11 protein-coding genes are annotated in these 13,936 nt (G+C 35.7%); 1 reads left to right on the forward strand and 10 read right to left on the reverse strand.

All coding sequences use genetic code 11. The features are described from left to right. Nucleotides 1–44 precede the first annotated feature (44 nt). The 6 genes from O3598_RS04695 to glmS all read right to left on the reverse strand — a co-directional run bounded on the left by O3598_RS04695 (nt 45) and on the right by glmS (nt 5,900). Nucleotides 45–803: an amino acid ABC transporter ATP-binding protein gene (locus O3598_RS04695; protein WP_205096651.1), complete on the reverse strand. Its 759-nt coding sequence runs from the start codon at nt 801–803 to the stop codon at nt 45–47. Nucleotides 804–812: 9 nt separating this feature from the next. Beyond that, a complete protein-coding gene (locus tag O3598_RS04700) occupies nt 813–1,469 on the reverse strand; it encodes an amino acid ABC transporter permease (protein WP_005375469.1) in 657 nt (218 codons plus the stop codon). Nucleotides 1,470–1,592: 123 nt separating this feature from the next. Beyond that, a complete protein-coding gene (locus O3598_RS04705; protein WP_016476010.1) occupies nt 1,593–2,405 on the reverse strand; it encodes an amino acid ABC transporter substrate-binding protein in 813 nt (270 codons plus the stop codon). A 103-nt stretch (nt 2,406–2,508) separates the two neighbouring features. After that, nucleotides 2,509–2,994 carry a hypothetical protein gene (locus O3598_RS04710; RefSeq protein ID WP_371451981.1) on the reverse strand — a complete coding sequence of 162 codons (486 nt, stop codon included), beginning with the start codon at nt 2,992–2,994 and terminating at the stop codon, nt 2,509–2,511. Between the two features lie 28 nt (nt 2,995–3,022). Beyond that, the gene (trpS, locus tag O3598_RS04715; RefSeq protein ID WP_371451983.1) at nt 3,023–4,009 is read right to left on the reverse strand and encodes a tryptophan--tRNA ligase; all 987 of its coding nucleotides are present in this window, start codon (nt 4,007–4,009) and stop codon (nt 3,023–3,025) included. Between the two features lie 58 nt (nt 4,010–4,067). Next, nucleotides 4,068–5,900 carry a glutamine--fructose-6-phosphate transaminase (isomerizing) gene (gene glmS, locus O3598_RS04720; RefSeq protein WP_371451985.1) on the reverse strand — a complete coding sequence of 611 codons (1,833 nt, stop codon included), beginning with the start codon at nt 5,898–5,900 and terminating at the stop codon, nt 4,068–4,070. Nucleotides 5,901–6,466: 566 nt separating this feature from the next. Between glmS and O3598_RS04725 the strand changes: the two genes are divergently transcribed. After that, entirely contained in the window at nt 6,467–7,819 is a 1,353-nt protein-coding gene (locus tag O3598_RS04725) for a hypothetical protein (protein ID WP_371451987.1), read from the forward strand. Between the two features lie 48 nt (nt 7,820–7,867). On the opposite strand, the gene O3598_RS04730 is transcribed toward O3598_RS04725, so the two are convergent. The 4 genes from O3598_RS04730 to O3598_RS04745 are packed head-to-tail and all read right to left on the reverse strand — an operon-like array spanning nt 7,868 to nt 13,935. Next, entirely contained in the window at nt 7,868–9,583 is a 1,716-nt protein-coding gene (locus O3598_RS04730; protein WP_371451989.1) for an NERD domain-containing protein, read from the reverse strand. A 3-nt stretch (nt 9,584–9,586) separates the two neighbouring features. Then, nucleotides 9,587–9,994 carry an SMI1/KNR4 family protein gene (locus tag O3598_RS04735; RefSeq protein ID WP_371451991.1) on the reverse strand — a complete coding sequence of 136 codons (408 nt, stop codon included), beginning with the start codon at nt 9,992–9,994 and terminating at the stop codon, nt 9,587–9,589. A gap of 4 nt (nt 9,995–9,998) precedes the next feature. Beyond that, entirely contained in the window at nt 9,999–10,733 is a 735-nt protein-coding gene (locus O3598_RS04740; protein WP_371451993.1) for an HNH/ENDO VII family nuclease, read from the reverse strand. After that, nucleotides 10,720–13,935, reverse strand: a complete 3,216-nt coding sequence (locus O3598_RS04745) for an ATP-binding protein (RefSeq protein WP_371451994.1) — start codon at nt 13,933–13,935, stop codon at nt 10,720–10,722. Before O3598_RS04745 ends, O3598_RS04740 begins: the two co-directional genes overlap by 14 nt. Nucleotide 13,936 lies beyond the last annotated feature (1 nt).

A 13,936-nucleotide genomic window follows, 5' to 3' on the forward strand; every position in this document is an offset into this window, starting at 1 on the left:
CATATATGTGAAGGTACCACCTATGATTACATAGGTGGTAAGGATTATAACATATTTTCTAAAAAAGCTTTAGTTCTAGGAGATTGCGGATTGGTAAACAATTGTTCCGGTTCCCCTTCTTCTTGAATGATACCATCTGCCATAAAGATGATACGATCTGAAACTTCTCGAGCAAAGTTCATTTCATGGGTAACAATAATCATAGTCATCCGATCATCGGCTAGTTGTTTAATCGTTTTTAATACTTCTCCAGTCAATTCTGGATCAAGGGCAGACGTCGGTTCATCAAAGAGCATAATTTCTGGGTTCATGGCTAATGCACGAGCAATCGCCACACGCTGTTGTTGACCGCCAGACAATCTAGAGGGATACATATCTCGTTTATCCCAAAGACCTACTTTATTAAGTAAGCGTTCTGCGATTGGCATAATATCGGTATCTTTCATACCTTTTACCATACGCGGTGCCACCATAATATTTTCAAGAACAGTCATATGGGGGAACAAATTGAAGGATTGGAATACCATCCCCATGCGAAGTAATAGATCATGCATGGTATGTTTATCAGCGTAGGTAACGACGCCGCTAGCATCTGTAGATGCCAACGTTACACCATCAACGGTAATAGTACCACCGTCAATCGTTTCCAACTGACCTAAGCAGCGCAAAAATGTAGACTTACCGGAGCCAGATGGACCGATGATAGATACAATTTCGCCTTTATTCATTTGCAAGGAAACATCTTTTAATACCACATTATTATTAAAGTGTTTCTCTATGCATTCCATATTTACAAAAGTCATAATTACCTCTTACTCATCATATACAGAGAAACGTTTTTCTAAATAATTAAAGATATTCGTCAAAATGAACGTGAAGATTAGATAGAAAATAGCGGCCACAAGGAACGCAGAAATATCAAAATCACGTTGAACAATGGACTTTGTGATACGCAAAATATCATTCATTGCCAATACATATACAAGAGATGTATCTTTTAATAAGTTAATCGTTTCATTGGCAAGTGGAGGTAATACGCGCTTAAACATTTGCGGCAAAATGATGGTACGCATCGTTTGACCATAGGTAAAACCAAGTACTTTTGCCCCTTCGTATTGACCGCGTGGAATCGATTGAATACCGCCACGGAAGATTTCACATAGGTACGCTGCATAGTTGAGTACGAAGGTAACCACTGCCGCTGTTGCATCATCCATTTGAATAGCACCATCAGTCATAATCGGTAACGCATAATACATAAATAGAATTTGTAACATCAATGGCGTACCACGCATTAGATATACAAAGGCTTCAACAATTTTATCGACTACAGGAAGCTTAGATAGTCGAAGTAAAGCTAATATGATACCACCAGGTATAGATAGTACCCATACGACACAGAACAGTGCAATGGTGACCTTAAGCCCATCCGCAATGGTCGGGATAATCTGCAATAAATAATCTAACATGAAATACTCCTTCAAAACACGAATAGAGAAGAGGCACATGGCCTCTTCTCTAGTGTACATTTCGTTCTTTAATTATCAGTTGTACATACTGACCACAGTACTATTAGTATATCACGAATCGTACTATTTAGCATCGCTCTTATCTAGATCTGCACTAGAGCCCAACCATTTTTCAACAATTTTATCAGCAGTACCATCTTTTTTCATTTCGGCTAAGATACCATTGATTTTATCGCGTAATACGGTATCATCTTTGCGGAACCCTACAGCAAAGTTATCTACGCCGTAATCAGTGCCTTCTACAATTTTGTATTTGCCAGGTTCTTTTGTCATGAGGTAACGAGCAATAACACCATCAGCGATAACTGCATCGACACGACCAATGCCAAGATCCATGAATGCACTTACGAAATCAGCATAGGATTTAATTTCTTTAACAGTTTTGCCACTAGGATCGTTTTGTAATGCAGATTCACCAGTACTAGCTTGTTGCACACCTACAACCTTGCCAGCAAGATCAGATTTACCCTTGATAGCATTATCATCGTTACGAACAACGATGTATTGTTTATCTTTCATATATGTATCGGAGAACAAGATATTTTTCTCACGTTCAGGAGAAACAGTTAAACCATTCCACAATACGTCGATTTTCTTAGATTTTAACTCTGCTTCTTTGCTGGACCAGTCAATCGCTTTGAACTCAACGTCCATACCAGCGCGCTTAGCAGCCTCTTTAGCCAAGTCAATATCTAACCCTACGATTTCACCTTTATCATCTTTAAAGCCCATTGGTGGGAAGCTATCATCTAGGCCAATAACAATTTTCTTAGGTAATTGAGTATCAGCCTTCTTTGTATCACTACCACAACCGCTTACAAAAGCCATCATAGAAACTGCAGCCAAACCTACAGCCATAATCTTTTTCCAGTTCATAATATCCTCCACACAATATGTTATAGGTCATGTTTTAACTTATGAACCTATTATACTTTAGCGTGTTAAAGTTGTAAATAGTTAAATCAATAAATTTACAAAATTATATATCATGTGTATCTCTATAATGTTTTATGGCGGCTTGAAGGCGCATTTTATCCTTATACGGTGCAAGTTGCAGATCTAAAGGTACTACATAAATGCCACCATGAGTATTAACGGCTTGTAGTTCTTTCCAATCAGGCGTAAACCCAACTACGCTTTCAAAAGGAACATACACATAGTAATCATCCAAATTAATGGCACTACGGAAATAGTCACGTAAATTTGTCGGTCTCTGTTTGATGACAAAGCCTTTTTCACAAATATATACGAGCACTACATCGAACCCGTGTACCCACCATAACAAGCAAACGACCAATGCATAACAAAGCATGCGATTACCTATATCATGTGGGGCCCATTTAATGAGGGCAACACAAATTACAATGCCTAAAATCCGTCCTAGCCACTGTACGGCCTTATGTGTGGTGACCATGTGCTTTACATGGCCACCCGAAAATCGTTCGCTTACCTCTTGTTTTGTCATAATTGACCTCAAAAGTGTATGTAAATACTTATTTACGGCAAAGCCCCATCGCTTGTTCAACCTTGCGATACATCATAGATGCTTTTGCATGTGCTTTTGCAGCACCTTCATCTAAAATGACATCTAGTTCAGGGCTTGTTATGAGTTCATTGTATCGTTGTTGAATTGGTTCAAGTGTTGCTACAAGCAAATCAGCAATATCCGATTTAAATGCGCCATACCCTTTACCAGCATACATTTCTTCGATAGCTTCATAGCTGTCTTTTGTAATAGCACAATAAATGCCCATCAAGTTAGAAATGCCAGGTTTGTTTTCTTTATCGTAACGCACCGCGTTATCAGAGTCAGTTTGAGCGCGTTTCAATTTTTTCACGATCAAGTCTGGTGCATCCAAAAGACGGATTGTAGCATTTTGGTTATCATCAGATTTACTCATTTTCTTAGTTGGCTCTTGTAAGCTCATAACGCGAGCACCACCTTCGCCTACCTTGATATCAGGTACTACGAAAGTTTCGCCAAATCTACGGTTAAAACGCTCTGCCAAATTACGAGTCAACTCAAGATGTTGTTTTTGGTCCTCACCTACTGGAACATAGTTAGTACCATATAACAAAATATCTGCCGCCATCAATGGTGGATACGTAAGCAACGCTGTAGGAATAGAGTCACCTTGCTTTTGAGATTTATCCTTATATTGTGTCATACGTTCTAATTCGCCTACATAGCTAATAGATTGCATAACCCAACCAAGTTTTACATGTTCAGGTACTTCGGATTGAACAAATAATGTTACCTTTTTAGGGTCGAGGCCAACAGCGAGGTATAACGCAGCCAAATTACGAGTATTTTGGAATAACTCTTTTGGATCTTGTGGTACTGTAATCGCATGTTGATTAACGATACAATAGTAACATTCATCAGTATCTTGATAGTCTAAGAAATTACGTAAAGCTCCCAAATAGTTACCAAGTGTCAATTCACCACTTGGTTGGATGCCGGAAAATATAACTGCCATAATAGTCTCCCTATATTGAAATAAACCAACAGTGCCGAGGCACTGTTGGTTATATATATTATTCTACGGTTACAGATTTAGCTAAGTTACGTGGTTTATCTACATCTGCGCCGCGTGTAATCGCTGCGTAATACGCCAATAATTGCAATGGTACAACAGCGAGGATTGGAGCGATGAATTTATTGGCACGAGGCACATAGATTGTATGGTCTACGTGTTTAGACAATTCTTCGTCACCCTTCATACCAATACCGATTACAACCGCTTCCCGAGCTTTTACTTCGCGGATGTTGCTGATCATCTTATCGTACACATCTTCTTGTGTAGCCAATGCGATAACAGGTACGCCTTCTTCAATAAGAGCCAATGTACCATGTTTCAACTCGCCACCAGCATATGCTTCAGCATGGATGTAAGAAATTTCTTTCAATTTCAAAGCACCTTCCATCGCTACTGCATAATCGATAGCACGGCCCAAGAAGAACGCATCAGATTTGAAGCCATAATGTTTTGCAAAGGCTTTCATATCTTCGTCTACTTCAAAGATTTCATGAATCAATGTAGGCAAGCTTTTAACACCGCAAAGGATTTCTCCGCCTAAAGCCGGATCCATTTTACCATTTAATTGGCCAAGATATACAGCAAACAACAAGCCTGCTACTAATTGAGTCGTGTACGCTTTTGTAGACGCTACAGAGATTTCAGGACCTGCCCATGTGTACACAGTGTTATCTGCTTCACGGGAAATACTGGAACCTACTACGTTTGTAATTGCCAAGGATTTAGCGCCATGACGTTTAGCCTCTTTCAAAGCAGCCAATGTATCGGATGTTTCACCGGATTGACTGATAACGATACATAATGTTTTATCATCAGTCAACGGATTGCTATAACGATACTCAGATGCGATTTCTACATTTACAGGAATACGCGCCAAGTTTTCAATATATTGTTTTGTTACAAGACCTGCATGGTATGCTGTACCACAAGCAACGATAAGGATTTTATTGAAAGCTGCTACATCGTCAGCAGTCCAATTCAACTCATCAAAGATTACTGTTTTACCATCTTCGGAGATATGTGTACCGAATGTATCACGCACAGCTTTTGGTTGATCATGAATTTCTTTCAACATGAAATGTTCATAACCGCCCTTTTCTGCAGCTTCTGCATTCCAATTAACATGGAACACTTCTTTATCAATAGTATTGCCTTTACGGTCAAATACAGATACATTATCGCGTGTTACGATAGCTAATTCACCATCGTTTAAGATGTATGTATCACGTGTGTAGTTAATGATTGCTGGAATATCGGAGGCAACGAAGTTTTCCCCTTTGCCAAGACCGATAACCAATGGGTTTTCTTTTTTAGTACAAATGATTTTGTCCGGCTCATCAGCACAGATGATTTCAAGAGCATACGCACCATCAACACGATCAAGCATGCGACGAACAGTACTTACAAAATCGCCATCGTACATATCCTCTAATAAATGAGCTACTACTTCTGTATCAGTTTCAGATTTGAAATGGTACCCTTTTTCGATGAGCTCTTCTTTTAAAGGCATATAGTTTTCGATGATACCATTGTGAACAACAGCAAATTTACCATCTTCAGATGCATGAGGATGGGCGTTCATATCGGATGGACGACCATGAGTAGCCCAACGAGTATGACCAATACCTACAGTCCCTTCATTAGGATCTGCTTTTACAATCGCCTCAAGATTAGCTAGACGGCCAACCTTTTTTTGAATTTTAATTACATTTTCAGGGCCGATAACAGCAATACCTGCAGAATCATAACCACGGTATTCTAATTTCGCCATACCGTCCAATAAGAAATCAGATGCTTGATTAAAGCCAATGTATCCTACGATACCGCACATAAGTATATCCTCCTATAACTGGGGGCATTCTAGCCCCAGCCAACAACTAAGGCTAACTAATTAATATTCTAGATTAATGTTCTAGATTAATGTTTCAATTATGTATTAATTATTACTTTAATACAATTCATTCAGATACACTTTGTCTCCATTGTTACCAATGGGCTTTTTAGTATCTGTTACGACATGAATGTGCCGGAAGAGCATCCGCTGATGATTCGATCACTCTTCCCCTCGTCTACCCTAACGACTGCCTTCGCGGGTACTTGCGCTATTCGCCTTTACGAATTTGGAACTCCTTTCACTCATATGTGGCAGAACTAGTACAATTGTAATCATACTAAATTATATTATACTAAATCGATGTAATGAATGTAAAGAATCTAGGCCTTATGAAAGCATTAAACACAAGATATAACGCTTATTTTCATAGGGGTACATAAAGCCAAACGATTTCATAGATCACTCATACACCATTATTATACTACTTATTATAAAAATTTTATACAATCATATTTATCGAAATTTATATGATGCATATTTATTGTCTAACAGGAGAGATTACAATGAATACACAAAATAATAAAACACATAAAAAGACAACATCTCTAAACCATAAACACTCATATAGAAAATTACGCCGTTGGGTACTTCCTGCCGTATTAGGTGCCGCCCTTTCTACATTGGCATTCCTTCCAACCTTTGCAGAAGACATACCAAGTGCACCACCAGCTGGAAATCCACCTATGAGTGCACCTAATGGGCCAGTTCCAAAAGCTGAAGCTAATCCTAATACTTTCACAGGTACTACGGTAGTAACCGAAAATAAAGCCATTGCGCATGAATTGATATCTAATACAACATCAGATCAAAATGCGTTCATCGGCAAAGATAAAGCAGTTGTAACCATCGAAAACAGCGTATTCGATAAAACAGGCAATACGACAAGCGATGACAATAGTAATTTCCGTGGTCAAAACGCAGTAATACTCGGTATCGACGGTAGTCAAATCAACATCAAAGGCAGCAATATTACATCCAATTCCAATGGCTCGAATGCAGTATTTGCCACTGATGAAGGTTCTGTCATCAATGTAGAAAATACTAACATTCACACAAAGAGCGATTCCTCCCGCGGTTTAGATGCCACTTATAAAGGCACTGTAAACGGCAGAAATCTTACTATTACAACCGAAGGTGCTCACTCTGCTACATTAGCTACAGACCGTGGCGAAGGTACCATTACAGCAGAGGCTGCCAAATTAACAACATCTGGTGAAGGTAGTCCTATTATCTACTCTACTGGTAATATCACAGCTGACTATATTACGGGCGAAGCTAAAAACAGTGAAATTGGTGTTGTAGAAGGCAAAAATTCCATCACACTTACCAACTCTAATGTAACAGGCTACAAAGACAATGGTTTTATGCTATACCAAAGCTTTTCTGGTGATGCTGAAAGTGGTATTGCCCGTTTCAAAGCAGAAAACAACTCACTCACCACCCATGCTACAGGCGCTTTCATCTATGTGAACAACACCACTGCAGAGGTAGACCTTACTGGCAATGCTATCTCTACTCCCAATACTACAACACTAGTGAAAGCAGCGGCCGACTCCCGTTGGGGCAAAACCGGTGAAAATGGCGGTCACCTTACACTTCGCGCCTCCAACCAAGCCTTAAACGGCAATATTGTAGCCGATGCAATTAGCACCATTGCGCTAGACATGACAAATGAATCTAGTTTAGTTGGCGCTATAAACACTGACAATACAGCAAAAGAAATTACACTGAAACTCAGCAAAGACTCTACCTGGACACTTACTGGTGATAGCTATGTAAAATCCTTAACGAACGAAGATACTACAGGAGATAATATTCACTTGAATGGATATAAACTCATGATAAAAAACAAATAATAAGAATAATAGGAGTCATCAAAGTAATGATGACTCCTATTACTCTTATTATATTATATCAATCCTAAATAGATTTAACAAATCAGATTTAGGGTTTTCTGATACCGCTTTATCAGAATAGTGTTTAATAATAGCTTTATATTCTGATGGTTCTACATTATCATAAAAAGCCATTTGTAAATATGTACTTGCTCTTGAGCATCCAACATATACCAATCGCTTATGAAGTTCATCATTAAGCTTATCTACATAAATATCAATAAGAAGTACTGCCTTAGCTTCTAATCCTTTAAATTTTCTTACAGATGTAAATAAAATGTGACCTTTCTTTGGAGTTGTAGAAATCGAAAGCCCCCCAACACTCTTAACATTTTGCAATATACTGTTTTCAATACTACTAGTCGTCAAAATTACAATATCCTCAATTTTTAACTTATCTTGTATCATTCGAATTACAAAATTGGATACAATCCGCATCAACTCTTTTGCATTTTGATAGAAAGAACCTTTCGGAATTATACCAGATAAATCATTGACATAAATATCTTCCTTTATATTCTCGACAGTAGTACCAATAGTACGAGCAATTTCTGCAGTATTCCGACAGTTCTTATATAAGACTAAACGACAATCACCATATGTATCCAACCAACATGTTGATTTATGCATCATAATATATTGATTCTTATCATAAAATACATAAAAATGACCATTTAACATATCTGTTAATATCGAAATATGTTCAAGAATAGATTCCGGAATATCCTGCCCTTCATCAATAACTACATTATCATAAGGCCATAAACAATCATCATATTCAGTCAAAAAATACTCAATAAACATCGGGATAATTTCTGAAATTGAATATTCTTGTTGTGGCATTAACTCCTCTGCAAGAGAACGGACATTGTGAAATATAATACTACTCTGTTTATAATGCTCCTGTAAATAAGACAATAGAAACTCATTAAAGCAAAGATATAGGACATTTTCACCCTTACTTGCAAGTATTTTAGCTTTCTCTATAGCTAGCATTGTCTTACCCGTACCAGCAGGTCCATGAATAACAGCAGTAGGTTGCTCCTGTAAAAAATATAATATAGATGCTTGTTGTCTGTTCATTAGAATATAACTACGCTTAGACTCAAATGCAGTACTAGCAACTGACTCCGCAATTCTAAAATTAGGCATTAATAACTTGATTACATCTTTAAAATCATGCATACAAAGCTCTGTTTGCCTAAACCCAAGATTTTCTTTCCAGAATAAAAACGCTTTATCTAGATCTTCTGATGGGTTAATTAATGAACCTACATCAAATATAATATCGCGATTAACTTCTAAGGGTAGTGTAATTTTATCATGAATAGATACTGATGGGAACCATACCGCACGCCCAATTACAGGCATTGGCCCATGATAATGTTTACGTAAATAGTTCTGAATCCTAAATTGACTTTCTGCAGCTTGACCGAGTGGGTCAATTATTTTATTTTCTTTTGTATAACGATTCGTTTGAACCCAATTACCATTGCAATACGAGATACCCCCAGCTTTAACTTCAATAGATAAGATACCTTTCTTAGGGTGCAAAACAACAAAATCTGCTTCTCCTTCACTCCGCCGTTGGTTTATTTCACCTAACCAGTGGTAAGAATGGAAAATAACATACTCATTATTTAATTTTGAGAACGCCTCATATACAAGGCGTTCTCCTTCACTAGAATGAAAACTATTTATTATCGTAGGATAAAATTTAGCCATATTTTATACTATATTAAATCTTCTTTCTATGTATTGTTTCATACTGTTTGCAATCAATACAAGTTGAGAATTAGGAGCACTTCTATATACCTTACCTGAATTCTCTTGCCAAATAACAATCCCATCTACATGTGTATCCTCTATCACATAAAATCTATGAGGTATATTTGGATTTAAATTCCAGGCCTCTTTTGTTACTGGTACAACATGTCTATGTTCTGAATTAGCAATTCCAGTTAACTCAATCCCTTCTGCAATAATTGCCCCAAACTCCCTCAAATACTGTTTAAATTCATCAGCAAACTTCAAATCCAATTCTTCTTCAGCACTATTAATCATTTCTTCTGATGCTTTTTTTAATGAAAGAAGATCTGGCAACGAATTAATTGTAGTAGTTATATCAGTTTTCATCAATCTACTCCTTTATATTTTCACTTCTTGTTTTCCAATGACTCTTACGCTCTTCATCCCAAGTATTACCCTCACCATGAACTTCTGTTACTTTTGTATTATCATGCCATAGAGTCTGATTTTTCTTACCATCTACATATTCACCTGTCCGATGCTCTTCTATTGACAATTCGACAAGAGGAGAATCCACTTTCTGCCCAAGATGATGTAATTCTAATGGCTTTCCTGTTTTTTCATCAATAGGTGCTAATCCCCTCTTTATACGATCTCTATTACTAATTCCATCAGCATCTGTATAATCTAAATTGATATCTTTCTTAATCAAACATGGACGTCCATTAATCTCAACTTCTACAAGATCTGCTTCTTTTAAAATCTCATATTGTCTCATATTTTCAATATTATCAATAATTTCATTAGACCAACCTGTTTCTGATTTCACTTTAACCTTTTCTTCTTCAGTCAATTGTGAAAGCAATGGATCAGAAAATTCAATATTATTTATTTCAACGTTATCCACTATTCCCTCTTCGTTCTGAGTATTTAATACAGATTGCCAAATAACATTCTCATCATCAAAGATATAGTTTAATTCTTTAGGTGCGGTAGTAAAAATAAATTCTGAATCTATCTCTCCTATCGATTTTTGAATAGTTTTACTCAAATCGATTTCATTGAGTTCTGAAACAGTTAGTGTCTGTTCAAAATCATCCAATCTAACATTATTAGCGTTTATCATATTCAGACACCTCATCTCGTATCTCCATTAAACCTCTATATATACGACTCTTTTCCGTTTTTGAAATAACTATAAAATAATTATCTATAGTTCTCATTAAATCTAAGTTTTCAATTTTATCCTTAGCAATCAAACTCATCACAATAAATCGTCCGTATAATAAAATATCTCGTTTATAAGACTTTTCCAATAAGTTTTTCAACCTGACAATGGCTTCATCAGTACGTAAATTCAATACATCTTTTATAGCAGAAGCTAGATCATCTGATGGTAATTGTTTTACTGAATAAATACCAGTTACAAGTAACTTTAATATTGATATAAATAAATAATCTCTAATGAGAATTCTAATATTGTCGCAGAATAACAATGATAACGACTTCCGATTAGCTATTTTTACTAAATTTACAAATATTTCTTCTATTGATAATTTTATATTTTCTTTTGACTCTACTAAAATTGTATTAAAAAATGCAATAATCAAACGCTGCACTTTTATATCATCATCAAATGCTCTAGTTACAGTACTCAAATTCAATAAATTAAATCTATTATAATTATAACTATATATATCTTCATCAGTTATATATCTGTTCAGTCCTGTAAAATCTCCTGATTCATCAACTATAGTATTCTCAATTTTAACACGCGTAGGATTAGACATGCCTTCTCTATGACAATATCCATACCCAGATTTTAAAGTTCCTAACTGTATAGCATCTTCACTAAGCATACCAATAGTATTAGCCATCACATTCTGATCATCCTTTGATACAAGGCGTTGAACTACTTTATTAGATGAATTCTTTATTACATCAGGAGCCAATTTTGATGGAATTTGCTCCGCTACAATAACACCTTGACCATAAGATCGCATCTCAGCAAGAATATTAACAAAATGCTCTACAGCCTTGCCTTTCGCATTCCCATTAAATTCCGAATTTACTTCTGCTACTGTGTTTTTTAATAAGCGATGAGCTTCTTCAATAACTAAAAGATGTTGTAAGCCTTCACTATAAAATCCTTGCAACTCTTTTTTTATTTTTCTATATTCATTGACAAAAATAATAAGAAGTCCCACTCCAAAAGCTTTATCTGCATCATCAGCTAAATCTTCAAGTTCAAATACAACACGTTTATTTAATAATTGATCAAAATTTATACATTCTGATGTATTAAATGTATAGCCTTTAGACCCATAACATAGATTTTCTATACGAACTAGCATTGCAGACTTTATATTATCTAAAATTTCACCTTTATATTCAAGTTCATCTTCTATATAACGAATTATCTCATTTTTTAAATCCTGCATAGTTGGAAATAAATAGCGATGTGCACTGTTTTGATATTGTTCAAAAATATATTGTTCATCATATAAATACAGTTCTGAATCTAAATTTACCAATAATGGATGACAACCTAATGTTAAATCCCAACCTTTCTTCTGATAAATTGAATAGAGACATTTTTCTAATATATATGGCATAGGTCCATATAATCCAAACGATGCATTGAATAAGTCTTTTAATAAATCAATATGACTCTGTAAATTAACTCCTGGCATGATATAGAAAGGATTAATTTGTGGGCAATTAAGCTGTGGGTTCCCCATCGTATATATTCCATTTATATCTACATCACTAAAGCTTCTATACTCTTTTTTGGCTGACTCTATAACTAAAAAAGGCATACCAGCTTCATGTAGTATCTTTTTTACAGTTGTAGTCTTGCCACTACCTGTCAGTCCACAAATAAAAGTATGTTTATTCAAATCACGTTTACTAAAAGTAAATGGCATATTATTTAAAACACGACTACCATCTAATAAATATCCAACTTTAATATCATCTTTTTCAGTAGACGAGCGAACTAAAGGATATGATTTTTCATAACGCACTTCAAAATCAGGAACACTTTCAGTTGGTAATGTGCATAATAAGCCTAACTCTGTTGAAGTTAAAGAAGAACACAGTGGATTTTCTTCATAACTATTAACTTTATATCCGTTCAAGAATCTTGGTATTTGAATTAATTCTCTACTCTCTTTATCAATTGTAAATGTAATCATAGGTAATTGCTCTATGCTAGGTTTTGAAAGTTCCCCTAGCAAGCAAGCTTCTATAACTTTTTTTGCATCTAAAGATAACGCAGAATATGCGATTGATACTTCCCACATACCACAAGATCGGCCTATTTTCATTCTATTTATAGCTGTATCGGCATACGACATTAATTCCAATGCAAAGCCATTTTGAATTTCTCTTGAAATAGATTTATTCTCAGATATAGTTTGTCCTATACTTTCACTAATTGTTCTACTAGTGCTATAAGATTCTGTCTTTCCAGCACCCGCTACAATACCTAATGCATTTCCGATAAGACCACCTAATAGCATACCTGTCGCAGTACCAATTACGGGGACTACTGAACCTATAGCAGCACCTCCAGCAGCTCCAAGCCCTCCCAATATATGTCCACTCATATTAGCTTTACTAATAGATTCAGACTCCGAGTTACTTGTACTTACAGTTTTAGAATTAGATGTGCCAAATGAATCCGCCATCGTATGTTTACTTAGAGCGAACGCTCTATCGCGAATATTAATTAAACTAGAGATCCTATTTTCTGTCGATACACGAGGAATAGGTTTTGCTAAAAATAAAAGTGTATAAGATTTTCCATTTAAAGTTCTTAGTATAGAGGATATACTAAATTTTTGTTTTTCACCATCAATATTTATCGTCGGAATTCCAGCTAATACACCATAATAATTCTTTTCTGATACATTCTCAACAAATTCTGGTCTATAATGCTCAAGTTCAATCCCAGTTAAACACCCTTCAGTAATGGATTTTACAGTATCACTATCCCCCAAAACACCAATTACTATATTAGCAACCCCATCCTGACTAATAATTCCATATGTAATTGGAACAGCTAAAGAGTTCAAACTAATAAATAATTTTTCTATTTTTTCATTAAGTTCCTCTCCAACAGAATTTATTTCTTCAGTAGTGCAAGACACAATTTTATAAAATGTCATATTTTTTATCAGAACAGAACTTTTTTCTTCTAAATATTGATCTATATTATCTTGGCTTATAGTATATGCTGGGCACACTAACTGTAAATATTTAAAAGTATCCTCACTAAGAATATCAATTTTATTGGATAGTGTATTTATTTCATTGTCAGCCATT

It is taken from the genome of Veillonella atypica (assembly GCF_041431435.1).
GTDB lineage: Bacteria > Bacillota > Negativicutes > Veillonellales > Veillonellaceae > Veillonella > Veillonella atypica.

Coding starts and splice junctions, on each gene's coding strand:
- O3598_RS04695 (WP_205096651.1), bottom strand. CDS start 803: ATGACTTTTGTAAATATGGAATGCATAGAGAAACACTTTAATAATAAT.
- O3598_RS04700 (WP_005375469.1), bottom strand. CDS start 1,469: ATGTTAGATTATTTATTGCAGATTATCCCGACCATTGCGGATGGGCTT.
- O3598_RS04705 (WP_016476010.1), bottom strand. CDS start 2,405: ATGAACTGGAAAAAGATTATGGCTGTAGGTTTGGCTGCAGTTTCTATG.
- O3598_RS04710 (WP_371451981.1), bottom strand. CDS start 2,994: ATGACAAAACAAGAGGTAAGCGAACGATTTTCGGGTGGCCATGTAAAG.
- trpS (WP_371451983.1), bottom strand. CDS start 4,009: ATGGCAGTTATATTTTCCGGCATCCAACCAAGTGGTGAATTGACACTT.
- glmS (WP_371451985.1), bottom strand. CDS start 5,900: ATGTGCGGTATCGTAGGATACATTGGCTTTAATCAAGCATCTGATTTC.
- O3598_RS04725 (WP_371451987.1), top strand. CDS start 6,467: ATGAATACACAAAATAATAAAACACATAAAAAGACAACATCTCTAAAC.
- O3598_RS04730 (WP_371451989.1), bottom strand. CDS start 9,583: ATGGCTAAATTTTATCCTACGATAATAAATAGTTTTCATTCTAGTGAA.
- O3598_RS04735 (WP_371451991.1), bottom strand. CDS start 9,994: ATGAAAACTGATATAACTACTACAATTAATTCGTTGCCAGATCTTCTT.
- O3598_RS04740 (WP_371451993.1), bottom strand. CDS start 10,733: ATGATAAACGCTAATAATGTTAGATTGGATGATTTTGAACAGACACTA.
- O3598_RS04745 (WP_371451994.1), bottom strand. CDS start 13,935: ATGGCTGACAATGAAATAAATACACTATCCAATAAAATTGATATTCTT.